Genomic DNA, 23,780 nt, shown 5'->3' with positions numbered 1-23,780 from the left:
TTTTTATTTATAGTGCTAACACTCACTGTCCCAGCCTCGGCGTATAAACCGTGTGCCATCAAAAAAACAATTTAAATTTGGTGATACGAATGGACCGATAAACGTAATGATGTTTGGGTCTGAAGTTTCGTCAACGGAAATTGGTGGTTTAGTAGGGTCAGGTCGTAGTGTATAGCGAATGCGAGCGGTATTGCGAATGAGACCGTCTCGTGGCTCTGCTGTTACTTGAACGATAAACCGAACAACAACGGATTCACCTGGATTAACAGTTCCAATAATAATACCGATAGTTGGGTTAGTTCCAGGACGTATTACTCCGTTTACTGTTACTGAATTCGGATAGAAAGTAACTTCGGGAGGCAGTGAATCAGTAATGAGTACATTATTTGCATGAGTAGCGCCATTGTTAGTAAAGGTAAGTGTATATGTGATGAAGTCACCGAGTTCTACACGATTTACATTTGCGGTCTTAATAAATGTGTTTGGCTCATTAGGGTTTACTTCTATCGTAATTGGTGGTGTTGTTGTCGTTGTTGTGATAGGTGGTCTAGTAGGATCAGGTTGAGAAGTATACGTAATGGACGCGATATTTGTAATTATTCTATTAGCTGGAAGTGTAACAACCTGTGCTTGGAATGAAATAGTTACGGATTCTGTTGGATTAAGAGTTCCGACTAAAATGCCTGTGGATGGATTTGCGTTTGGAACGGGAATGTTATTAATTGTGACACTATTTGGAATGAATGATGTGCCGACAGGAAGTGAGTCTGTAACAGAAATGTCAGTGACAGGAATCGTACCTTCATTTTGGAATGTGATAGTAAATGTAATCGTATCACCTACTGAAACGATGGATTTATCAGCGGTTTTTATCGGATTGATAGTCCCAACGTTTACAGGGGTAATTGTAGTAGGAGTAGGTGTAGTAACGGATACAGGTGGCTTAGTAGGATCAGGTTGATACTGGAAGGAAACGTTACCTTGGTTTTGAATTTCTCCGCTTGGTGGAATTGAAGTAACTAGGACACGGAAAGAAATCGTTGCGGATTCAGAAGGAGCAAGTGTTGAAATAGGAATGCCTGTGGATGGATTTGCGGTTGGTTGCGGCACATTGTTAATAGTAACACTATCTTCAATGAACGAAGTACCGACAGGAATTGTATCAGTTACAACAATATTATTAGCAGGAATGGTACCTGTATTTTGGAGTGAAATCGTATACGTAATAATATCACCTAGTGTAACTGTTTCCGGCGTAGCTCTTTTTTGTGGATTTAATATAGCTGTATTTACATTCGTTGTGTTAATTGGAGTAGGGTCTGTAATGGTAATAGGAGGTTCACCAGGAACTGGTTCATATGTGAAAGTAACAGTTGCTTGATTTCGAATGATACCACCAGGTGGTACACTTGTTACTCTTGCTTGGAATTGAACCGTAATTGTATCGTTCGGATTGACTGTACCTACAGGTATACCCGCTACAGGATTTGCTCCAAGATCCAGAATACCATTTATTATAACGGTACCTGGAACAAATGTTAGCCCATTTACTAATGGATCGGTAATTATAACGGAAGTTGCAGGGACTGATCCACGATTTTGGAAGGTTACGGTATACGTTATGATTTCATTTATATCTACAATTTGTTTGTCTGCTAGTTTATTTGGGTTAGGTGTAGGTGTAATAACGGATACTTCAACAGTTGGAGTAGGATCTGTAATGGTAATAGGGGGTTCGCTAGGGTTTGGCTGGAATGTGTAAGTGACAGTTGCAGTGTTTTTAATAATACCGTCTGGCGGGAGTGTAGTTACAGTAACCTGATAAGTTAATGTAACAATTTGCCCTGGAGTTACAGTACCGATATTTACACCACTATTTGGATTTGCTCCAGGTGAAGAAATACCATTTATCGTAACGCTGTTGGGAATAAAAGTAGTACCACTTGGAGTAGGGTCTGTAATAATCACATCTGTCGCATTTATATTTCCGACATTTTGGAACGTAACTGTATAAGTGACAGTATCACCAAGATTAATAACTTGAGGGGATGCTTGTTTGTTAGGGTTAGTAGTCACTTCACTTACTTGGGTCTTTGTAGTAGGTGTAGGCGTAGTAATAGATATAGGTGGTCTAGTAGGATCTGGCTGGTATTGGAATGAAACTGTCCCTTGATTTTCAATAAAACCTGTCGGCGGTATCGATGTTACTTGTACTTGGAAAGTTACGACGGCCGAGGTGTTAGGTTCTAATGTACCGATAAGAATTCCAGAACTAGGGACGGTACCTGGTTGTGGCACGTCATTAATCATTACACTATTTGGAATGAAAGTAGTACCAGCTGGAATAGGATCGGTTACAAGTACATTCGTGGCAGGGACAGTTCCTGTATTTTGTAAGGAGATTGTATAAGTGATTGTGTCACCTAATAAAGCAAATACTTTATCAGCGGATTTTGTAGGATTCGTTGTTGCTGTGTTGACATTTGTAGTAGTAGGAGGCGTTGGAGTAGTTACTGTTACTGGTGGTTCTCCAGGATTAGGTTGGAATGTGTAGGTGATAGTAGCTTCATTTACAATAATTCCGTTAGGTGGTATGGAAACAACGCGAACTTGGAATGTTAAAACAACTGATTGACTAGGGTTTAATGTGCCCAGAGGGATGCCAAGAGCTGGGTCAAGATTACTAGTTGGTACACCATTAATTGTAACGCTATTTGGAATGAAAGTAGTTCCTGTTGGGATGGGGTCTGTAAAAACGATGTCTGTCAGTTGTACAGTTTGTAAGTTTTGGAAGGTAACGGTGTACGTAATAATATCACCTATATCAACGTTGTTTCGATCAGCTGTTTTCGATGGATTAATAATACTATTAATGATTTCAGTATTAACTGGTGGTGTTGTCTCTGTTTCTGTAATAGGAGGTTCATTTGGATTAGGCTGAGATGTAAAGTTGACTGAACCAACATTTGTAACAACCCCGTTAGGCGGTATATTTGTAATCGTTACTTGGAATGTGATGGTTACTATTTGATTCGGTTGTATTGTACCGATAGATATTCCAATACTTGGATCAATACCTGGTTGTGAAATACCATTTACTGTAACGGAATCCACAATAAATTGTGTACCTACTGGTGGTGGATCAATGACAGATACATTTGTCATAGGAATATTTCCGATGTTTTCAAGAGTGATTGTATACGTGAGTGCATCTCCAATGTTAGCAACTGATAAATCTACTGTTTTAGTTGACTCTAACTCTGCATTTTGTACAATTGTTTCTGCAATTGGAGTAGGTGTGGTTGTTGTAATAGGCGGAAGAGTAGGGTCTGGTTGAGATGTGTAAGTGACATTTGCTTCATTTGAGATAATACCATTTGGTGGTAGAGCAGTTACTTGTACTTCTAAAGTAACAGCTACTATTTGTCTAGGGTTTAGTGTGCCAACTGGAATTCCTGTTTCAGGGGTCAAGTCAGGTTGTGAAATACTGTTAATCGTAATGCTTCCAGGAATAAATGTAGTTCCAGTAGGGATAGAATCTGTAATAATGACATCAGTTGCAGGTATATTACCAGAATTTTGAAGGGTGATTGTGTAAGTGAGTGTATCACCAATACTTGCAAACTCACGGTCTACTGTTTTTTGCGGATTCGGGTTAGCGGTATGAACCGGTAAAGTAACAGTAGGAGTTGTTTCCGTCGTTGTAATAGGTGGTTCACTAGGATTAGGTTGAGAAATATAGGTTACAACTGCCGTATTTTCTATTTTCCCGTTAGGTGGAATAGCATTTATTTGTACTTGGAACGTAACTGTGACGGTTTCCCCAGGGTTAACAGTACCGACAGAAATGCCTGTAAGGGGGCTTACACCAGGTTGAGGGATAGTATTTACTGTAACACTATCAGTAATAAAAGTTGTACCAGGTGGCAAAGAGTCTGTAACTGTTACACCTGTAGCAGGTATAGTTCCTTGGTTTGTAAAAGTGACAGTATAAGTTACGATATCACCAATTTCTGCAAACGTAAGATTTGCGGTTTTAGTAGGGCTTATGACTACAGTTTGAATAGGAGTCGTTGTTTCGGGAGTCGTTTCTGTTTTTGTGACTGGAGGTAAGTTTGGATCTGGTTGATAATTAAATGTTGCACTTCCTTGATTGCGTATTTCTCCACTAGCAGGGATGTTTACTACTCGTACTTGGAAAGTAATGGTCGCTCGTTCGGATGGTGCTAAAGTTCCAAGTGAAATTCCAGATGCTGGATTCGATCCTGGTTGAGGAATACCATTAATCGTAACACTGTCTGGAACTAATATAGTACCAGTAGGGATAGAATCCACTACTGTTATATTCGTAGCAGGGACAGTACCGGTGTTTTGAAATGAGAGCGTATAGGTAATGATATCATTTAATGCAACAAAGGAAAGATCTGCTGTTTTTTGTGGATTTAGTGTTGCAGTATTAACTGCCGTTTCTGTTTCAGAAGTTGTAATAGTTGTCGTAACAGGAGGTTCATTCGGATTTGGCTCATATGTGAATGTTATATTTGCTTGATTTCTAATGATTCCCCCGGGCGGGATGCTATTTACTACACCTTGGAACGTAATTGTAATACTTTGACCAGGATTTACAGTGCCAACTGGTATACCAATTTCGGAATTTTCTCCAAGTTCTGATGTTCCATTCACAACAACGCTACCTGGAACGAATGAAACACCAGATGGAAGTGTATCTTTTACGATAACGTTTGTAGCGGGTACAGTTCCTCTATTTTGGAATGTTACAGTAAAAGTAATCGTATCTCCTATATCGGCAATTTGTCGATTGGCAGATTTTGTAGTCGTCGGATTTGGATTGTTAATTGGGATGTTCACACTTGGAGTCGTAGTAGTTGTTGTAACGGGAGGCTCACTCGGATTCGGTTGATATTGATAAGTGAAGGATGCTTGGTTTCTAATTATCCCGTCAGGTGGTAAATTTGTAACGACAACTTGGTAGGTGATTGTTTTTGTTTCCCCGACAGAAATAGTACCAAGTTGTATTCCGAGTTCTGGATCGGAGCCAGGATTTGAAACGCCATCAATCGTAACGCTATTTGGAACGAAAATAGTCCCGTTAGGTGTAGGGTCTGTAACGACTACATTTGTAGCTGGAACTGTCCCATTATTTGTAAAAGTTACCGTATAGGTAATTGTATCTCCTATATCAGCAACTTGTTTGTCTGCAGATTTTGTAGGCGTAGTAACAACAGTGCCAACTTGAGTTTCTGTTTTAGGAGTTGGGGTCGTTTTTGTAACAGGAGGTTCATTTGGATTAACAATATGATTAAATGATACAATACCCTGATTTTCTATAAGGCCATTTGGTGGCACACTTGTAACTTGAACTTGGAATGTAATTGTTTTTGCCTGATTTGGAATTAAAGTGCCGATTGATATACCGTTTTCAGGATTACTGTTAGGTTGTGAGACACCATCAATCGTGACGCTATTTGGAATAAATGTTGTACCGTTTGGAATAGGATCGGTTAGTACAATATTCGTTGAGGAAACAGTGCCGTTATTTTGTAAACTAATTGTATACGTAATAATATCACCAATGTCAACAAAAGTACGATTAGCAGATTTTGTAGGATTAACCGTAGCGGTATTAACAGTGACTGTAGTAGGTGCTGTCGGTTCAGTTGTTGTAACAGGAGGCCTTGTTGGATCTGGCTGATACGTATATGTCGTTGAAGCTTCGTTTGTAATAACACCGCCAGCAGGTACTTGTGTAACAAGAACTTGGAACGAGAGTGTTTTCGTTTCACCAGGATTAATTGTTCCAACTGGAATTCCTAGTGCTGGATTTGAATTTGGAACGGGAGCATTATTTAAGACTACGCTATTTGGAATGAATGTTGTCCCAGCAGGAATTGTATCATTAAAAACTACATTCGTAGCAGGGATTGTACCATCATTAGTAAATGTAATCGTATACGTAATAATATCACCGATATCAACAGCAGTTTTATCCACCGTTTTAACAGGATTTGTAATAGCGGTATTAACAGGAGTAGTAGTAGGTGGTGTAGGGGTTGTTGTTGTAATAGGTGGTTTTGTTGGATCGGGTTGATACGTAAATGTTGTGGTTCCGATATTTCGGATTAAGCCATTCTCTGGGAGAGAGGTAACTTGAACTTGGAATGTAACTATAGCATTTGCACCAGCAGCGATTGTTCCGATTTGTATACCGCCAGCAGGATTTACACCTGGTTGTGAAGTGCCGTTAATTGTGACGCTATTCGGAATAAATGTAGTGCCATTTGGAATTGGATCAGTTACAATAACGTTCGTCGCAGCGATGTTTCCTGTATTCGGTACAGTAATTGTATACGTAATAATATCACCAATATCAGCAATTTGTGGACTAGCAGTTTTTGTTGGATTTACAATTGCAGTTTGTACAGAAGTAGTTGTTGGAGGTGGTGTTGTCGTAGTTGTCGTTGGGGGTTCAGACGGGTTTGGTTGCGATGTAAATGTTATATTTGCTTCGTTAGTAATCGTTCCGTTAGCCGGAAGAGAAGTGACTTGAACTTGAAATGTGACAGTTGTAGTTTGACCAGCAGGAATCGTACCTAGCGGAATATTTGTTGGTGTTACACCAGATTGTGTCGCTCCATTAACTGTAACACTGTTTGGAATAAAAGTGGTGCCAGTAGGGATAGGATCGGTGATAGAAACATTTGTTGCTGAAATATTACCGTTATTTGGGACAGTAATCGTATACGTAATGATGTCACCGATATTCACAATTTGTTGGTTTGCACTTTTAGCCGGATTAATGATAGGAGCATTAATTTGTGTTTCGACTATATTACTTGTAGAGTTTCTGTTAATTGGTGGTTGGTTTGGTGGATTATATTGAAAGCTTGAAGTTGCACTATTTGGAATAGGGTTTGGTGTAGGGAGAGTATTAACTCGAACTTGAAACGTAATTGTAGCATTCCCGTTTGCAGCAATCGTTCCTACATTTATTCCAGTAGCAGGATTATCCGTAGTAGGAGTACCATTCACTGTAACGCTACCCGGTACGAACGATGTGCCGGCAGGAGGTGTGTCTGTAATGATAACATTATTAGCGGCTAATGGAGCCTCATTTGTAGCAGTAATTGTATACGTAATCGTATCACCGATCGTAGCAATTGTTTTATCTACTGCTTTTGTTAATGCGACATTAGCTGTGAAAATATCTGTATCAACTATATTGCTTGTTGTTGTACGTGTGATAGTGGGTGCGTTAGGTGCAGGTTGAAATTCGTATCCAAATGATGCTACGTTACTGGCGACAGGTGGGGTAGGAATACTTGTTACATCTACTTGAAAAGTAATTGTAACAGAACCACCAGCAGGAATATTATTAATAGGAATTCCAGTTGAAGGATCGCCGGCTGTTGGAGTACCATTAACAGTTACACTGTTTGGAACAAAAGTGGTGCCAGCAGGTATAGGGTCTGTAAATGTAACGTTTTGGGCAGGAAGTGTTCCGGTATTTTGGACAACGATTGTATAGGTTAAACGACTTCCTATTGTTGCTATTGCCATTCGATTCGTCCTTTCTGTATAAATTTCAATCCGGTCAAGGAATAGAATATTTACAAACAGTATTATTTTAATCATCCAGAAACAATACTATGTGAAAATATTAGTATAAAATAAATTCGTCATTGCATCCTATTCAAATTTATATGGATAGGAATAGGCAAAGGCTTTTTTTTTGCCTAAATTATTCTTTGCGTTACGTATACAAATGTAACTTTTTTTCCTTGTTCGCATTAAATGAAATAGCGAATAAATATTTATTTTATATGGAAGGGAAGTGGAATTATTGGCTTTTGTACAAACATATACGAAAACGGACTCTTTATTTATGGCACACACAGGGAATACAGTTGGTATGCGTGGTATTACAACAGCGACGGCTTATCAGTACAATGCATTAATAACAAGAGATACAAGTTTAAGTTTTGCAGGAGTTCCTTCTTCGGCAGATCCATTAACTTTTGCAGGAACGACAAATGATTGGACATTAAATGGTTCTTGGGCAAGGCTTAATCCTTCATTAACAGATGTACCAGCAACAGCAACTGTAGACTTTGCAATGCTAGTATGGCAAGGAACATTGAGTGCAACTGTGACAGAGACAGTGGTAAATAATAATATGCCTACTCTTCAAACGCCAGATGGAGTTATCCATACAATTACGAGTGTTCCAACATGGGGAGAGACTAGATCGAGCGGCACATTTCAAGGTACCATTTATACACGTGCTGCAAATGTAACAAGTATTTTACAGGGACTTTCGAACCGAGCAACAGGAGATTATTTTGTAGAGAGAATACCAACGGCAAATCCACCAGCGCAAGGGACAGGAGTAGGATGGGCATTAGTTGTTGTGTATCGTGATAATTTATATCCTGTCAGGAATGTTAGTTTATATACTGGTTTACTTATTTCTACATTGGGTGAGACAGCGACGATTTCAAATTTCATCACTCCAGCTGTATCGCCGGTTACTGCTCGTGTATTTACAATGGCAATTAATGGTGATACAGATGCGACAGGTGATAGATTTAACTTAAATGGTACTGGACTTTCAGGACCTAATAATTTAATAAACAACTTTTTTGCTTCACAGGTAAATAATTATTTAGGAAATTTAGATACAGTTGGAAGTTTTGGGGATAGAAATATGCCAATTGGTACTTCTGCGACTAACCGTCGTGCGGAATTTGATGTGACAAATGTACCTGCAAATGGCGTATTAACAGCTGCATCCACTTCTACTACGGTTAATATCCCAAATACATTCGATTATATTTACGCTGGTGCTGTTGGTTTGCAAATAGATTTAGCAGAGGCACGTTTAACAGCTACAAAATCAGTAACTGTAAGTTGAAATAATAGGAAAAGTTAATGAAAATTTTTATCCTAATAGGAGTGAGTTCTATTGGCTTTTGTTCAAGCTTACGGTAAAAATGATAACTTATTTATGATGCACACAGGCAATACGATAGGAATGCGTGGTACTGCAAATACAAATTTTGCTTACAATGCACTTATTACATTAAATACTGACTTAACTTTTGGAGGAGTACCCTCATCAACTGATCCAAATACATTTGGAGGTACGACAAATGATTGGACATTAGATGGATCATGGGCTGAATTAAATCCGTCAACTACTATTGTTCCAGCTACGGCGGTTGTGGATTTTGCATTACTTGTTTGGTCAGGTGGATTGGATACGGCTGTTACAACTGCTGTTGTTGATGCGAATCCTCCAAATCCTCCAAATCTAGTTACGCCTGATGGAACGAGTACACAAGTGACAATTAATTCGGCATGGTCATCAGAAGGGACGAATTTACCTTTTATAGCCAATGTATATAACAGAGCGGCAGACGTTACATCTTTACTACAAGGGTTACCTAATCGAGCAGCAGGTAGATATAGCGTAACAAGATTACCTACGCGTCAGCCATTTGGTTATGGTGCAGGATGGTCGTTGATTGTTGTATATCGTGATTCCTCATACCCGATGAGAAATGTGAGTTTATTCCCAGGTTTTTTATTATCAGGTACACCACAAATACTTTCTGGATTTTTCACACCGGCTACAGGGACGGTGACAGCAAGAGCTTTTGTAATGGCGGTGAATGGTGATCCAAATTTTACAGGTGATAACTTTCAATTGAACTCTGTGACATTAACGGGACCGAATAATCCATCGGGGAACTTTTTTAGAGGGCAAGTGAATGATATTAACGGGAATTTAAATACAATTGGTAGTTTTGCAGATCGGAATTTTTCGGGGACAACTACAAATGCAAATGCGAGAGCTGAATTTGATATTACAAATGTAAATGCAACAGGATCAATTGCACCAAATACGACATCTACACAAGTCAACATTACAGGTACAGGCGATACGATTTATACGAGTGCGGTCGGTTTGCAAATAGATTTAGCAGAAGCTAGATTAACAGCCGTAAAATCTGTAACTGTAAGTTAAAAAAGATTGCTATAAGTTAGCAATCTTTTTTTCATGAGGGGTATTTTGTTAGTAAAGATTGATAGTTAGAATAATCAATCTTTTTTTCTTGTAGTTTTTTTATTAAAAATTTATGATCACGCTTTGGTGTGGCAATGATATATCCCTTAATAATTAAGTCTTGTGTAATTTGAGAGGCATTTTCTTGTAATGCAAGTTCCCCGATTTTTCCAGCAATCTTTGATTTTGCAACATCACGAAATAGTTCTGGAACAGGACTTACAAGCTCTTCTAACAATTGTTTTTGTTCATCAGCCCATAAATGTCTCGTTTTATTTATGTAGTGTTCTTCCCAATCCAAAATGGACATGCCGTCTTCTTTTGGTAATCGTTTCAGGAATTTTCTGAACATAAAGTATCCACCGATAGACATAAGCCCTAACAAAATAACCGTCCATAATACAATGAACCAACTGAACCATCCTTCGAGCAAGCATATCCCCCCTTAATGATAGCGGTTTTCTTTTATTCATATTATATACAGTGAGATTCATAGAAAGCAAGAACGCTTGGTCATTTTGACCAAGCGTTATAGTTTAAACGAAGTATAGTTGTTCAACACATAAATTATTATTATCGTCTTCAACATACTCAATAATAAGTGTGCCAACTTTACGATCTTTATCTTCAGTTGTGAAAATAGAGTAAGAAGTAAAACGTGTTTTTGATAGGCCGCTTATATGTGTAGGTAAAGAAATGTAGTCGTTATCGCGGAAGAATTCCATCAGTTCAATATCCTCAAATTCTTTTCGGTCAACTTGTTTGTGTGTATAGCGGCGTTGAAGTTGTTTTAAAGATTCATTCCAAGAAATTGCTTTTGTGTCGTATACCATTGTTCTATCTCCTTACTGTATGTAATTATTAAGAACATACGTTCTAATCTAGTATACTCTTTTTATTAGAAAAGAGAAAGCAAAAAATAATGTAAGCTTGGATTTCCAAGCTTACATTATTGATGCGTCCGTCATAATCTCTATTTTTCATTATAAGTTAGATATGAATAAGAAACAAGATGATATATATAATGTTGAGAGTTTTCAAGATTCTGTATATTATAGGTGTACTAAAGTGTAAGGGAATGAGAGGTGTGGCATACGTAATTTCACTGCAAGGGCCGATGGCTAGCGGAAAAACAACATTAGCAAAAAGGTTAGAAAAGAGAGGGTTTCGAGTTATATATGAAAATCCATATCCAATTGTAGAGAAGCGAAAAAAATTGAATTTAGATATGAATTCAAAAGTAGGGTTTATTATGAATCAAAAAATGTTTATGGAAGCAAAAATAAAGGAGTTTCAAAATGTGAAAGATTCAGTCGTAATTTTTGATCGCGGACCAGAAGACATTGAGTTTTTTACACTCTTTTATCCAACGATTATAGGAGAAGAGTGGGATATAGAAACTGAATTGAAAGATGAATTATATAAATTAAGAGCATGCCGTTCGGATGTGATTTTTTACTTAGATGTTACGAAAAAGAATGTATATGATAGAAAAAATAATGATAGAACAAGAAACAGAAGTACGTTTGCGGAGCAATTTAAATTAGTAGAAACTGAAAAAGACTGGTATAAACAATTTCCTGTAACTTATGTGGACACGAATAGATTAACAGTGGACGATTTAGAGGTATATTTTATGGACTGGTTAAAGGAGAGAGAGCTATGAAAAAAATACTTTTATTTGTATACCCAACATTTGCAGAGTTTGAAATAACAGTAGCAACGGCATTGCTGAAAAATAAATATGAAATCATTACAGCGGGCTTAACTAAAGAATTGGTTATAAGTGAAACTGGATTGCAAGTGCAGCCGCATATAGAAGTAAGTGAAGCACGTGTAGATGAGTATGAGGGGATACTTATTCCAGGTGGAGAAGAAGGACAGTTGGAAGATGCAAAACCTCTTTTTTCAATCATTCGTCAATTTCATGAACAAGAAAAATTAGTGGCGGCAATTTGTGCTGGACCGTATGCACTAGCAAAAGCAGGGTTATTTAAAGGGATTTCTTATACTGCGACTATAGATTATCAAAAATTTGATTGTTTTCCAGTAGAAAATTTCGTGTATGAAGAAGTTGTGCAACACTCAAATATCATTACAGCACAAGGGCATGCATTTGTACCATTTGGAATAGCAATTGCCTCTTATTTTGGAGTGGCAGACGAACATAATACAGATTTTTATTGTGGTAAAGGTAATGTAGTAATGGAGAAACTTTTACGAGAAAACGTGTAAAAGCTAGCAAATGCTAGCTTTTTTCTTTTTGACATCGATAAATGGCTAACGTTTTTGGGTCACGCCATATACCGTTATGAAGTGATAATTCATTTTCTACTTCTTCTTTTAGCCATACCTTCATTTCCGCGTGAAGGTATGTATTATCAGGTATATTTAGCGACGGAAACATGCTAGAAATATAGTTTACAATCGGAGTAGCATGATGAAAAACGAGAGCATTATGAATAACTGTTTCTTCAACAGTTGGAAAAACAGATTGTAATATCTCTTTACCGTTTTCTAAACAAAATGGAGTGACTGATGATGTTGTTTTCGGTAAATCAAATGCGTCTAACATACGGTTACACATTTCAACTATACGAGGTAGTGTAACGCTAGAATTTGTTGTAGCTAAAAGTGTTCCGCTAGGACGAATTACTTTATGGAATCCTTGAATTGTTTTTTCAACATCTTTCACATGGTATAACATATGTCTTGCAATTATTAGGTCATAACAATTTGTTTCGAAAGGAAGTTTACTAGCATCCCCTTGTTTCCATTCTATTAAGTTATTTGTTTTAGCAGCTTCAGCAAGCATAGCTTCGGATTGATCAAACCCGGTTAATGTGCCTTTATGACCATTTGTTTGTAAAAGGGAAAGGAATTTTCCACTAGCGCACCCAACCTCTAATATATTTTCTTCCCCTTGAAGTTGTAAATGTTCAATGACGATCTTATCTAAATCTACGTGTTTTTCTTCGTAATGTGTATGTGTGTCGATGCGTGTTTGTAAATGGTTGCTAACGTTATACTGACGTTTTACATCATTCATTTTGTCACATTCCACCTTTGTGCAAAATTGTTGGATTGCATGTGTTAATACGTCGGTTTTCTTTAAACCTTCGTAATGGAGTGCTGATTCAAACCTTTTAAGTAATTTCTCTTCAATTCGAAAATGAATATCTTTTCGTTTTGTCACTGAAATTTCGCCCCTTTGCATCTGTTAGTGAGACTATAGCATGCTTGGAAATTTTGTGTAAATCATTTGTGTACACAAAAATAGGGGGATGAAAAAAATGTTTGAATATGATTTTAAACTATTGACGATTTAAACGTTTTCATATATTCTTAAATTAAGTAATATTCAAATAATTCAAAAGAAATGAGAGAGTCACATGCTTCTTCAAGGAACACATCGAATTGGTCGTATGGCCATGCTGTTGGCACTTGCGGATGAGAATGAAAGTCCTGTATTATCCATTCCAAAAGGTTGGAAGTATTGTACGGGGAAAGTGGGTTCGATGAATTCGCAAAAGGTTGTCGCAGCAATGGAAACAGCGGCTAAAAGCAACCAAGTTATTGAAACAGACGTTTACAGAGAAACACATGCACTTTATCATGCAATTATGGAAGCTTTGTACGGAGTGACGAGAGGTCAAATTCAGTTAGCAGACGTTCTTCGTACAGTAGGACTTCGTTTTGCGATTGTGCGCGGTACACCATACGACGGAAAAAAAGAAGGCGAATGGGTTGCTGTTGCATTATATGGAACGATTGGTGCACCTGTAAAAGGATCTGAGCATGAGGCGATTGGTTTAGGAATTAATCACATATGATTTGCCCATAGTCTATTAGTTAGAAGGGGGCCTTACTTTTTTAGGACAGAAGTCTGTCTTAAAAAGATAAGGTCCCCTTTTGCCTTTTTAAGGAGGAAAAATGATGATTACGTTAACAGGACATACATTGACAGTTGAAGAAATGAAGAAGTTATTAATGGAAGGAGAAGGTGTAACAGCTTGTCCAACTAGTATGCAAAAGGTAGCGGAGTGCCGCGAAGTAGTTGAGAAAATTGTAGAGGACGGAAAAGTCGTTTACGGTATTACAACTGGATTTGGAAAGTTTAGTGATGTGCTTATCCAAAAAGATGATGTAAAGGCACTTCAACATAATTTAATTCAGTCACATGCATGCGGGATTGGTGATCCATTCCCGGAAGAAGTATCACGCGGAATGTTAATTTTACGAGCGAACACGATGCTTAAAGGAGTATCAGGCGTAAGGCCGCTCGTTGTAAATATGCTTCTTGAGTTTGTAAACCGTAAAATTCATCCAGTCGTTCCGCAACAAGGCTCACTTGGTGCGAGTGGAGATTTAGCACCTTTATCTCATCTTGCGCTCGTATTATTAGGCGAAGGTGAAGTGTTCTATAAAGGGAAACGCGTTCATGCAATGGTTGCTCTTACAGAAGAAGGGCTTGAGCCAATTGAACTTGAAGCGAAAGAAGGTCTTGCGTTAATTAATGGTACGCAGGCGATGACAGCACAAGGAGTTCTTTCTTATATAGAAGCAGAAGCAACGGCGTATCAAGCTGAACTAATTGCTTCGATGACAATTGAAGGGTTACAAGGCATTATTGATGCATTTGATGAAAATGTTCATAAAGCACGTGGTTATAAAGAGCAAGTGGAAGTAGCGAGCAGAATTCGTGACATCCTTCACGATAGTAAATTAACAACAAAACAAGGAGAATTACGAGTGCAGGATGCCTATTCACTTCGTTGTATCCCGCAAGTACACGGTGCTTCTTGGCAAGTTTTAAATTATGTAAAAGAAAAATTAGAAATTGAAATGAATGCAGCAACAGATAATCCGCTAATTTTTGATGGCGGAGAAAAAGTAATTTCAGGTGGTAACTTCCATGGTCAACCGATTGCGTTTGCGATGGACTTCTTAAAAGTAGGAATGGCGGAACTTGCAAATATTTCGGAGCGCCGTATTGAGCGTTTAGTAAACCCGCAATTAAATGATTTACCACCATTTTTAAGTCCAGAACCAGGACTACAGTCAGGTGCAATGATTATGCAATATGCTGCAGCGTCGCTTGTTTCTGAAAATAAAACGTTAGCACATCCGGCGAGTGTAGATTCAATTCCGTCTTCTGCTAACCAAGAAGATCATGTAAGTATGGGAACAATTGCTTCACGCCATGCACATCAAATTATTCAAAATGCAAGACGTGTTCTTTCTATTGAGATGATTTGTGCAATGCAAGCAGCAGAATATCGCGGGATTGAAAACATGAGTACAGTGACGAAGAGCTTCTACCACCAAGGTCGTCAGCAGGTGCCATCTATTAAAAATGACCGTATATTCTCAACAGATATTGAAAATATTGCGCATTGGTTAAAAACGAATTATTCGATAAAAGAAAGATTAGATGTAAACGCAGCACTATAAAATGAGAAAAGGGAGAGATTGAAATGGAAAAAGTACAACAAACAATTCGCGCGCCAAGAGGTACAGAGTTACAAACGAAAGGATGGGTGCAAGAAGCTGCACTTCGTATGTTAATGAACAATTTAGATCCTGAAGTTGCTGAAAAACCAGAAGAATTAGTTGTATATGGCGGAATTGGCCGTGCAGCTCGTAACTGGGAAAGCTATCAGGCGATTGTAGATTCATTAAAAACGTTAGAAAGTGATGAAACGTTACTTGTTCAATCAGGAAAACCAGTTGCCATTTTTAAATCACATGAAGATGCACCTCGCGTTCTGTTAGCGAACTCAAACTTAGTACCGAAATGGGCAAACTGGGATCACTTCCGAGAACTAGAGAAAAAAGGTCTTATGATGTACGGACAAATGACAGCTGGTAGCTGGATTTACATTGGAACGCAAGGGATTCTACAAGGAACATATGAAACATTTGGTGAAGCGGCTCGTCAACATTTCGATGGTTCATTAAAAGGTACATTAACACTTACTGCTGGCTTAGGTGGTATGGGTGGTGCACAACCTCTTGCTGTAACGATGAATGGCGGTGTTGTCATTGCTATTGATGTAGATAAGCGTAGTATCGATCGTCGTATTGAAAAGAGATATTGTGACATGTACACAGAATCATTAGAAGAAGCATTAACTGTTGCGAACGAGTATAAAGAGAAGAAAGAACCAATTTCAATTGGCTTGTTAGGAAATGCGGCAGAGATTTTACCAGAACTAGTGAAGCGTAATATTACGCCAGATTTAGTTACGGATCAAACATCTGCTCATGATCCATTAAACGGTTATATTCCAGTAGGTTACACGTTAGAAGAAGCAGCGAAACTTCGTGAAGAAAATCCAGAACGTTACGTACAATTATCAAAAGAAAGTATGACAAAACATGTGGAAGCAATGCTTGCGATGCAAGAAAAAGGCGCAATTACATTTGATTATGGAAATAATATTCGCCAAGTTGCTTTCGATGAAGGTTTGAAAAATGCTTTCGATTTCCCAGGATTCGTTCCTGCATTTATTCGTCCATTATTCTGTGAAGGAAAAGGACCATTCCGCTGGGTGGCACTTTCTGGTGATCCAGAAGATATTTATAAAACAGACGAAGTAATTTTACGTGAGTTCGCTGATAATGAACATTTATGTAACTGGATTCGTATGGCTCGTGAGCAAGTTGAGTTCCAAGGACTTCCATCACGTATTTGTTGGTTAGGTTACGGTGAGCGTGCGAAATTTGGTCGCATCATTAATGAAATGGTTGCAAATGGTGAATTATCAGCACCAATCGTTATCGGTCGTGACCATTTAGATTGTGGATCAGTAGCATCTCCAAACCGTGAAACAGAAGCGATGAAAGACGGTAGTGATGCAGTAGCAGATTGGCCAATTTTAAATGCATTAATTAATAGTGTAAACGGTGCAAGCTGGGTGTCTGTTCACCACGGTGGCGGCGTTGGTATGGGATATTCACTTCACGCTGGAATGGTTATCGTTGCAGATGGAACAGAAGCAGCAGCAAAACGTATTGAGCGTGTATTAACTTCTGACCCTGGTATGGGTGTTGTTCGTCACGTGGATGCAGGATATGACTTGGCAGTGGAAACTGCGAAAGAAAAAGGCGTTAACATTCCAATGATGAAATAAGGAGGAGAAAACATGCTGGACACTTTACTAATAAATATCGGTCAATTACTAACAATGGATCAAGAAGATGGCTTGTTAAGACGGGAAGCGATGAACACGCTTCCTGTTATCGAAAACGGTGCGGTTGGAATTGAAAATGGTGTAATCACTTTCGTTGGAACAGTGGAAGAAGCGAAAGGACTTCAGGCGAAAGAAGTTATTGATTGCGGCGGGAAAATGGTTTCTCCTGGTCTTGTTGATCCGCATACTCATCTTGTATTTGGTGGATCTCGTGAAAATGAAATCGCACTAAAATTACAAGGAGTTCCGTACTTAGAAATTTTGGAAAAAGGCGGCGGTATTCTTTCAACTGTAAATGCAACGAAACAGGCGTCGAAAGAAGAACTTGTTCAAAAAGCGAAATTCCATTTAGACCGTATGCTATCTTTCGGAGTTACTACTGTAGAAGCGAAGAGTGGTTACGGATTAGATGATGAGACGGAATGGAAACAATTAGAGGCAACAGCACAATTACAAAAAGAGCATCCGATCGATTTAGTTTCAACATTTTTAGGTGCTCATGCAGTTCCGAAAGAGTATAAAGGTAAATCGAAAGAATTTTTACAATGGATGTTAGACCTACTACCAGAAATGAAAGAGAAGCAATTAGCGGAGTTCGTTGATATTTTCTGTGAAACAGGTGTGTTCTCTGTCGAAGAGTCAAAAGAGTTTTTATTAAAAGCGAAAGAGCTTGGCTTTGATGTGAAAATTCATGCAGATGAAATCGACCCTCTTGGTGGTGCGGAAGCAGCGGCAGAAATCGGTGCAGCATCAGCAGACCATTTAGTTGGCGCTTCTGATAAAGGAATTGAAATGCTTGCAAACTCGAGTACAGTAGCCACTTTATTACCAGGAACAACTTTCTATTTAAATAAAGAAAGTTTTGCTCGCGGTCGTAAAATGATTGATGAAGGTGTTGCAGTTGCGTTAGCTACAGACTTTAACCCAGGTAGCTGTCCAACTGAAAATATTCAGCTTATTATGAGCATTGCGATGCTAAAACTGAAAATGACACCAGAAGAAGTTTGGAATGCCGTAACAGTTAACTCATCATATGCCATTAACCGCGATGATGTAGCTGGGAAAATTAGAGTTGGTCGTAAGGCAGATTTAGTTTTATGGGATGCTTACAATTATGCTTACGTACCGTATCATTACGGCGTAAGTCATGTGAATACAGTATGGAAGAATGGTAATATTGCATATACAAGAGGTGAACAATCGTGGAGCACGGCCACTATTTAAAGAAAAATGCAAAGTTTATTGATCGTGAAGTGACAAAATGGAGTGAGATGATTAAAGATTGGGAGGAAGGCGTAGAAATATTCGGTGCTGCCTTAATTGGAGCACCCCTTTCTAAACCATCTATTAGTCATTCAGGAGCAAGTTTTGCTCCAAAGACAATTCGTGCGATGTTAGATGCATATAGCACATATGCAATTACAGAAGAACACGATATGAAAGAAAGTGTCTTATATGATTGCGGCGATATTACGATGCATGTGACGGATATAAAAGAAAGTCATAAACGAATTGCGAAAACAGTTGGGCATGTAACGAAAGTAAACCCGAACATGATACCAATCGTTCTTGGCGGTGACCACTCGATTAGTTTTCCGAGTATAACAGGTTTTGCAAACAGTAAAGGAAAGGTCGGAATTATTCAATTTGATGCTCATCATGATTTACGTAATTTAGATGATGGAGGCCCGTCAAATGGTACACCATTCCGTAGTTTACTAGAAAATGATGTCATTGCAGGGAAACAACTTGTTCAAATTGGAATTCGTAATTTTTCTAATGCACGTGCGTACCATGAATATGCAATAGAGCATGGTGTAACAGTGTATACAATGAAAGACGTACGAGAGCGAGAAATAAAAGATATTATCACGGAAAGTATTGAAGTATTAAGAAATCAAGGTGTGACTTCTATTTATATTTCTCTTGATATGGATGTGCTAGACCAAGCGTTTGCACCAGGTTGTCCAGCAATTGGGCCTGGTGGAATGGATAGTACGACTTTACTAGATGCGATTGAATTCCTTGGTAAAGAACCGCTCGTTCAAGGGATGGATATAGTAGAGATTGATCCAACTCTTGATTTCAGAGATATGACGAGTAGAGTAGCAGCGCAAGTGATTATGAGTTTTCTTTTAGCGAGGGAAACGGTTAGTAAGCAGGTTAGTATATAGACGGAAAAGTAGATATTTATTTATGCCTTATCAAAAACACATTACTACTGAAATGTAGTGATGTGTTTTTGTGTTAAAGGAGAATGAATGTGTGTGGAACCGTTAATGGAATTGCGATTTTTATAGTGTATTGTGTAAATTTAATTTCTTGCTTCTGAAGTGTTGACGCGTAAAATGATTTTATGATAAAATAAAAATTTTGCCAAAAAACTAAAAGTGTGTTAAACTTGATAAGGTTACCATATATGGAGGTGGATTATTTGTTTCAAATTGGCGATAACATTGTTTATCCAATGCAGGGAGCAGGTATAATTAAAGCCATAGAAGAGAAGGAAATCTCAGGAGAAAAACAACAGTATTATGTTATAAAAATGTCGGCTAGTAATATGGAACTAATGATTCCAACAGGGAGAATATTGAATTCGAATATACGACCAGTTACGGATATAACCGCATTAGCACACATAATGGATATTTTTCAACATGGGGAATCAGATAGATTACTTACGTGGAAACAAAGGTATAAATTGAACACTGATAAAATAAAGACGGGTAAAATGCAAGAAGGTGCTGAAGTTGTGCGTGATTTAATGCGTATACAGAAAGAAAAAGCACTTAATGCAAGCGAAAAGAAGATGTTAGATAACGCATATGAATTTTTGATTAGTGAACTGGGATTAATTGAAGGTATCACAGAAAATCAGATAAAAAGCTTTTGTTAAGGTTCATTACAAATAATGTATTATATCCCAAAAAAGATCTTGAATTTTTTGGGAACATAATTATAGAAAATTTATCATTTCAAAGACATTCAACTCTTTCAAACCACTTTTAGAGCATTACCTCTATTGTTATTACTACAATCAAATCCATTTTTATTTTTTAATTTCATTTATGAATGTTCGAAGTTTAATTGAATACTTCGATAAAATAGTTACTTGATTTTTGCAATCCTGATTCACACTGGCACGGACGAGGAGCCGTAAGGATGAAAGAGAGGTAGGGCTTTCATTGTTTTAGGTATATAAGTTATTATTTTTAGAAGAATACTGAACCATTTTCACTTCTATTGATAAGGTGTTTTTTACTAAAGAGATAAACGAATTGACAGCCATATATGGTCAACAAAAAAAGGTTTCCTCCTAAGGAAACCTTTTTAATATTATTTACAGCATTTTATTTTTTGGATATTCGAATTTTTTATTGTAAATTCGTAAAAATTGACGTTACTATCTAAAAGTAAGTATGATGCGATTATAGTAAGATTTTTTAGGGGGGAAGAAAAATGACAAGTTCAAGTAATAAAGCAGCGAGTATTTATGAAGGAACAAATGTAAATGCTGGGGGATTTTTTGAAAACGTTGAAGAAACAAAGTTGTTTGATCCAATTCAAGTTGGAGCTTGGTCTCTTCGTAATCGTATAGTGATGGCGCCGATGACAAGATGCTTTGCAGATAATGAGACTGGAGTAGTTGGTGCTGATGTAGTGGAGTACTACAGAAAACGTGCTGCGGATGGAATTGGACTAATTATTACAGAAGGAATTGTCATTAGTCCGAGAGCAAAAGGAAACCCAGGAGTACCAGGTATTTATACACAAGAACAAATCGATTCTTGGAAACCTGTTACAGAGGCAGTACATAAAGAAGGCGGGACGATTATTGCTCAAATATGGCATGTTGGGCGTATGAGTCATCATGAAATAATTGGTGGTCAAATGCCACAAGCACCATCGGCTATCGCTGCAGAGGGAAATGTTCCACGCTTTCGTAAACCGTTTGATACGCCAGCAGCAATGACGTTAGAAGAAATACAAGAAGTGATCGGTCAATACGCACAAGCTGCGAAAAATGCGATCGAAGCTGGATTTGATGGAGTAGAAATTCACGGTGCACACGGATATTTAATCGATCAATTTACGTATGAGTTTGCGAATAAGCGAACAGATAAATATGGCGGTGATTTAAAACAAAGGTTAACGTTTATGAAAGAAGTAACGGCGGCTGTAATAGAAGCTGTTGGAGCTAATAAAACACTTCTTCGTTTCTCTGCTTTCAAAGGTGATAATCCTACTTATATGTGGGAAGATCCTGAGTTTGCAATTGAAACGTTCATAAATATGTTTAAAGAGGTTGGGTTAACGATGATCCATCCTTCAACGATGAATTATACGCAAGAGATTGCTGATGGAAAGAATTTTCATCAACTAGTAAGAAAATATTGGGATGGTACGATTGTTGGGGTTGGTAATTTAAATCCGAAAGAGGCCGAAGAAGCGTTGCAAGAAGGAACGATTGATGTAGCGGCATTCGGAAGACCGTTAATTGCTAATCCAGACTTTGTTCATCGAATTAAACACGCTGAAAGTTTAGTTGAATATGACGTGAAAGAGCATCTTGCTACGTTAGTATGAATAAAGATAAAAGGAGAGCACATCGAGTGTTCTCCTTTTATTATGGAATTTCATAGGGGGAAGCGGGATGAGTGAAACGCTACTCGTTATTATTAGTATATTACTATTTTTAATGTTGCTTTTAATCGTCTTTTTTATCATTACATTTTTTATAAAAAAACGAACACACCATTCTATTTTAAAATTACATCCATACTTAGGAAGAATGCGCTACTTACTGGAAAAGATAGGGCCTGAATTTCGACAATATTGGTTTGATCATGATACGGATGGAAAGCCTTTCTCACGTTATGATTTTCAAAGTGTTATGTTTTTAGCGAAATATCGCTCTGAAATACTTGGTTTTGGATCAAAACGAGATTTTGAAGCTTCTGGATATTATATTGCTAATACATTATTTCCGATATTAACTGAGGAATTAAGTGTGAATCTCACGCAAGAGCGGGAAGGTAAAAAGTACGTGATTCATAAAGAAGGGTTATTTTCAAGAAGAGAAAAATTAACAGCGGATACAACGAATCTTTGGCTGTACGAAGAAGATGATGCAATTATAGTCGGTGAGAACCGTAAATATCCGTGGAAGCTACATGGCATGTTTGGTGCATCTGCGACTTCTTACGGTGCGATTGGAGAAAATTATATTTTAGCGAGTGGTTTTGGAGCAAAAATGGCAGGCGGATCGTGGATTAATACGGGTGAAGGTGGCGTTATTCCAGAACATTTACATACAGGAGCGAATATCGTTGCGCAAATTGGTCCAGGGTTATTTGGATACCGTGATGAAGACGGTAATTTTTCAATGGGAAAATTCATGGAGAAAGCGAAAGAAAGTAATATTAGAGCATTCGAATTGAAATTTGGGCAAGGTGCGAAAATACGTGGTGGTCATCTAGAAGGACAAAAAGTAAATGCAAAGATTGCTTTTGTCCGGAATGTACGAGAAGGCAAGACAATTAATTCACCGAATCGATTTTCATTTTTAAATAATGCAGCAGATACACTTTATTTTATTCAGCGTTTGCAAGAAAACGGCGGTAAACCAGTCGGTATGAAAATTGTAATAGGACAGCAAAAGCCGCTAGAAGACTTATTCAAAACGATGCAAGAGTTAAACATCTATCCAGATTTCATTACAATTGATGGTTCAGAAGGTGGATCAGGAGCAACGTATAAATCGATGGCAGATAGTATGGGGATGCCGCTTATTCCAGCGTTACTAACTTGTATTGATACAGCGAATCATTATGGTGTTCGGGACAAATTCAAAGTGTTTGCCTCAGGGAAATTAATTACACCAGATAAGGTGGCGATTGCTTTAGCAATTGGAGCAGATGCCGTAAATTCAGCACGCGGATTTATGATGGCAAGTGGCTGTATTATGGCGCTTCAATGTAATTCGGGGCAATGTCCATCTGGAGTTGCGACGACAAATCCGCATTATCAAAAAGCGCTAGATCCGTATGAGAAGAAATGGCGCGTAATGAATTATGTTGTTAGTATGAGGTACAGTTTATTCTCACTTGCAGCAGCAGCGGGGGTAAAGAGTCCGCGCCATTTCACGAGAGAGCATATTGTGTTTAAAGATGAGGTGGGACGGATCGTTCCTCTTTCACAATTGTTTCCTACTAGTAAATAGAAAATAAGCTATGTTTAATAGATTAAAAGTCATACATTCGTATGGCTTTTTTCTTTAAAAAATTTTTCTGATAAAAGAATGAAAACAAGGTATGAAAAAATGACGTTTTATTTCCTGAATATTTTTACTTTAATTTATTTTAAAACCCGGGTAATCCACTGGGATAAAGGCGTTTATAGAGGTTTTCACATGTAGTGAAAAGGGCTTGTTCACTTGAAAGAACAAAAAATGTTTGGTAAGGTAGGGAACCATAAGCGAAAACAAGAAAATAGAA

The 23,780-nt window shown here is 37.9% G+C and carries 16 protein-coding genes; 12 read left to right on the top strand and 4 right to left on the bottom strand.

Going from position 1 to position 23,780, the window contains the following annotated elements; all coding sequences use genetic code 11:
* Positions 1-15: 15 nt before the first annotated feature.
* A complete protein-coding gene (locus EBQ15_RS21925) occupies positions 16-7,578 on the bottom strand; it encodes a DUF7619 domain-containing protein (protein ID WP_000952008.1) in 7,563 nt (2,520 codons plus the stop codon).
* A 283-nt stretch (positions 7,579-7,861) separates the two neighbouring features.
* Here EBQ15_RS21925 and EBQ15_RS21920 point away from each other — a divergent pair, with 283 nt between their 5' ends.
* Complete coding sequence (locus tag EBQ15_RS21920) at positions 7,862-8,932, top strand: hypothetical protein (RefSeq protein WP_000896239.1); 1,071 nt, start codon at positions 7,862-7,864, stop codon at positions 8,930-8,932.
* A 51-nt stretch (positions 8,933-8,983) separates the two neighbouring features.
* On the top strand, positions 8,984-10,048 hold the full coding sequence (locus EBQ15_RS21915) for a hypothetical protein (RefSeq protein WP_000896223.1): 1,065 nt from the start codon (positions 8,984-8,986) through the stop codon (positions 10,046-10,048).
* A gap of 31 nt (positions 10,049-10,079) precedes the next feature.
* On the opposite strand, the gene EBQ15_RS21910 is transcribed toward EBQ15_RS21915, so the two are convergent.
* Entirely contained in the window at positions 10,080-10,520 is a 441-nt protein-coding gene (locus tag EBQ15_RS21910) for a DUF2621 domain-containing protein (RefSeq protein ID WP_000889372.1), read from the bottom strand.
* Positions 10,521-10,623: 103 nt separating this feature from the next.
* On the bottom strand, positions 10,624-10,920 hold the full coding sequence (locus tag EBQ15_RS21905; protein ID WP_000262397.1) for a hypothetical protein: 297 nt from the start codon (positions 10,918-10,920) through the stop codon (positions 10,624-10,626).
* A 245-nt stretch (positions 10,921-11,165) separates the two neighbouring features.
* Here EBQ15_RS21905 and EBQ15_RS21895 point away from each other — a divergent pair, with 245 nt between their 5' ends.
* The gene (locus tag EBQ15_RS21895) at positions 11,166-11,753 is read left to right on the top strand and encodes an AAA family ATPase (protein WP_002000475.1); all 588 of its coding nucleotides are present in this window, start codon (positions 11,166-11,168) and stop codon (positions 11,751-11,753) included.
* Complete coding sequence (locus tag EBQ15_RS21890) at positions 11,750-12,322, top strand: DJ-1/PfpI family protein (protein ID WP_000722207.1); 573 nt, start codon at positions 11,750-11,752, stop codon at positions 12,320-12,322. The genes EBQ15_RS21895 and EBQ15_RS21890 overlap by 4 nt, the downstream gene beginning before the upstream one ends.
* Before the next feature lie 13 nt (positions 12,323-12,335).
* Here the strand turns inward: EBQ15_RS21890 and EBQ15_RS21885 are convergent, their stop codons facing one another.
* Positions 12,336-13,283 carry a class I SAM-dependent methyltransferase gene (locus EBQ15_RS21885; protein ID WP_000166780.1) on the bottom strand — a complete coding sequence of 316 codons (948 nt, stop codon included), beginning with the start codon at positions 13,281-13,283 and terminating at the stop codon, positions 12,336-12,338.
* 196 nt (positions 13,284-13,479) lie between these two features.
* Here EBQ15_RS21885 and hutP point away from each other — a divergent pair, with 196 nt between their 5' ends.
* The 8 genes from hutP to EBQ15_RS21845 all read left to right on the top strand — a co-directional run bounded on the left by hutP (position 13,480) and on the right by EBQ15_RS21845 (position 23,506).
* A complete protein-coding gene (hutP, locus tag EBQ15_RS21880; RefSeq protein WP_000926516.1) occupies positions 13,480-13,920 on the top strand; it encodes a hut operon transcriptional regulator HutP in 441 nt (146 codons plus the stop codon).
* Positions 13,921-14,023: 103 nt separating this feature from the next.
* Positions 14,024-15,541, top strand: coding sequence for a histidine ammonia-lyase (hutH, locus tag EBQ15_RS21875; protein ID WP_000631860.1), 1,518 nt, complete (start codon positions 14,024-14,026; stop codon positions 15,539-15,541).
* Between the two features lie 23 nt (positions 15,542-15,564).
* Positions 15,565-17,223 (top strand): urocanate hydratase, encoded by a 1,659-nt coding sequence (gene hutU, locus EBQ15_RS21870; protein ID WP_000416947.1) that lies wholly within the window; start codon positions 15,565-15,567, stop codon positions 17,221-17,223.
* A gap of 12 nt (positions 17,224-17,235) precedes the next feature.
* Entirely contained in the window at positions 17,236-18,507 is a 1,272-nt protein-coding gene (hutI, locus tag EBQ15_RS21865; protein ID WP_000887542.1) for an imidazolonepropionase, read from the top strand.
* Complete coding sequence (gene hutG / locus EBQ15_RS21860) at positions 18,486-19,457, top strand: formimidoylglutamase (protein ID WP_000399826.1); 972 nt, start codon at positions 18,486-18,488, stop codon at positions 19,455-19,457. Before hutI ends, hutG begins: the two co-directional genes overlap by 22 nt.
* 260 nt (positions 19,458-19,717) lie before the next feature.
* Positions 19,718-20,179, top strand: a complete 462-nt coding sequence (locus tag EBQ15_RS21855) for a CarD family transcriptional regulator (protein WP_000486328.1) — start codon at positions 19,718-19,720, stop codon at positions 20,177-20,179.
* 563 nt (positions 20,180-20,742) lie between these two features.
* Positions 20,743-21,870 carry an alkene reductase gene (locus tag EBQ15_RS21850; protein ID WP_000204587.1) on the top strand — a complete coding sequence of 376 codons (1,128 nt, stop codon included), beginning with the start codon at positions 20,743-20,745 and terminating at the stop codon, positions 21,868-21,870.
* A 67-nt stretch (positions 21,871-21,937) separates the two neighbouring features.
* Positions 21,938-23,506 (top strand): FMN-binding glutamate synthase family protein, encoded by a 1,569-nt coding sequence (locus EBQ15_RS21845; protein WP_000005160.1) that lies wholly within the window; start codon positions 21,938-21,940, stop codon positions 23,504-23,506.
* Positions 23,507-23,780: the final 274 nt, after the last annotated feature.

The organism is Bacillus sp. 2D03, assembly GCF_003946765.1.
In the GTDB taxonomy this organism is placed as follows: domain Bacteria; phylum Bacillota; class Bacilli; order Bacillales; family Bacillaceae_G; genus Bacillus_A; species Bacillus_A cereus.
The sequence above is the reverse complement of the archived record's forward strand: the minus strand, read 5'-3'. Positions and strand labels throughout refer to the sequence as shown.

Bases quoted from the DNA above. Each gene is read 5' to 3' on its own strand.
- EBQ15_RS21925 (WP_000952008.1), bottom strand. From the start codon at position 7,578: ATGGCAATAGCAACAATAGGAAGTCGTTTAACCTATACAATCGTTGTC.
- EBQ15_RS21905 (WP_000262397.1), bottom strand. From the start codon at position 10,920: ATGGTATACGACACAAAAGCAATTTCTTGGAATGAATCTTTAAAACAA.
- EBQ15_RS21895 (WP_002000475.1), top strand. From the start codon at position 11,166: ATGAGAGGTGTGGCATACGTAATTTCACTGCAAGGGCCGATGGCTAGC.
- EBQ15_RS21890 (WP_000722207.1), top strand. From the start codon at position 11,750: ATGAAAAAAATACTTTTATTTGTATACCCAACATTTGCAGAGTTTGAA.
- hutP (WP_000926516.1), top strand. From the start codon at position 13,480: ATGCTTCTTCAAGGAACACATCGAATTGGTCGTATGGCCATGCTGTTG.
- hutH (WP_000631860.1), top strand. From the start codon at position 14,024: ATGATTACGTTAACAGGACATACATTGACAGTTGAAGAAATGAAGAAG.
- hutU (WP_000416947.1), top strand. From the start codon at position 15,565: ATGGAAAAAGTACAACAAACAATTCGCGCGCCAAGAGGTACAGAGTTA.
- hutI (WP_000887542.1), top strand. From the start codon at position 17,236: ATGCTGGACACTTTACTAATAAATATCGGTCAATTACTAACAATGGAT.
- EBQ15_RS21850 (WP_000204587.1), top strand. From the start codon at position 20,743: ATGACAAGTTCAAGTAATAAAGCAGCGAGTATTTATGAAGGAACAAAT.
- EBQ15_RS21845 (WP_000005160.1), top strand. From the start codon at position 21,938: ATGAGTGAAACGCTACTCGTTATTATTAGTATATTACTATTTTTAATG.